A 254-nucleotide genomic window follows, 5' to 3' on the forward strand; every position below is an offset into this window, starting at 1 on the left:
CGACCTCAGTCGAAGTCAGGTCCATCGGCTGCTGCAGGCTTATGACCGGAATGGTCCAGCCGGCCTTGTTTCCAAGAAGCGATCACAGCCGAGCAACCGGCGCCACAGCGAGGAGTTTCGCAATGCGGCGCTGGATCTCATCCGGGAGCGCTATCTGGATTTCGGTCCGACGCTGGCTCGCGAGAAGCTGATCGAACTGCATCATATTTCGGTCGCCAAGGAGACGCTGCGGCAATGGATGACCGAGGCCGGCA

1 protein-coding gene is annotated in these 254 nt (G+C 60.6%); it reads left to right on the forward strand.

Annotated features, from left to right (window positions below; all coding sequences use genetic code 11):
• Positions 1 to 254 (forward strand): helix-turn-helix domain-containing protein (locus FY112_RS38285; protein WP_348642773.1); only part of this gene is annotated, 254 nt, incomplete at both ends.

Origin of the sequence: Rhizobium sp. PEPV16, from assembly GCF_008919455.1 — a bacterium.
Lineage (GTDB): Bacteria > Pseudomonadota > Alphaproteobacteria > Rhizobiales > Rhizobiaceae > Rhizobium > Rhizobium leguminosarum_Q.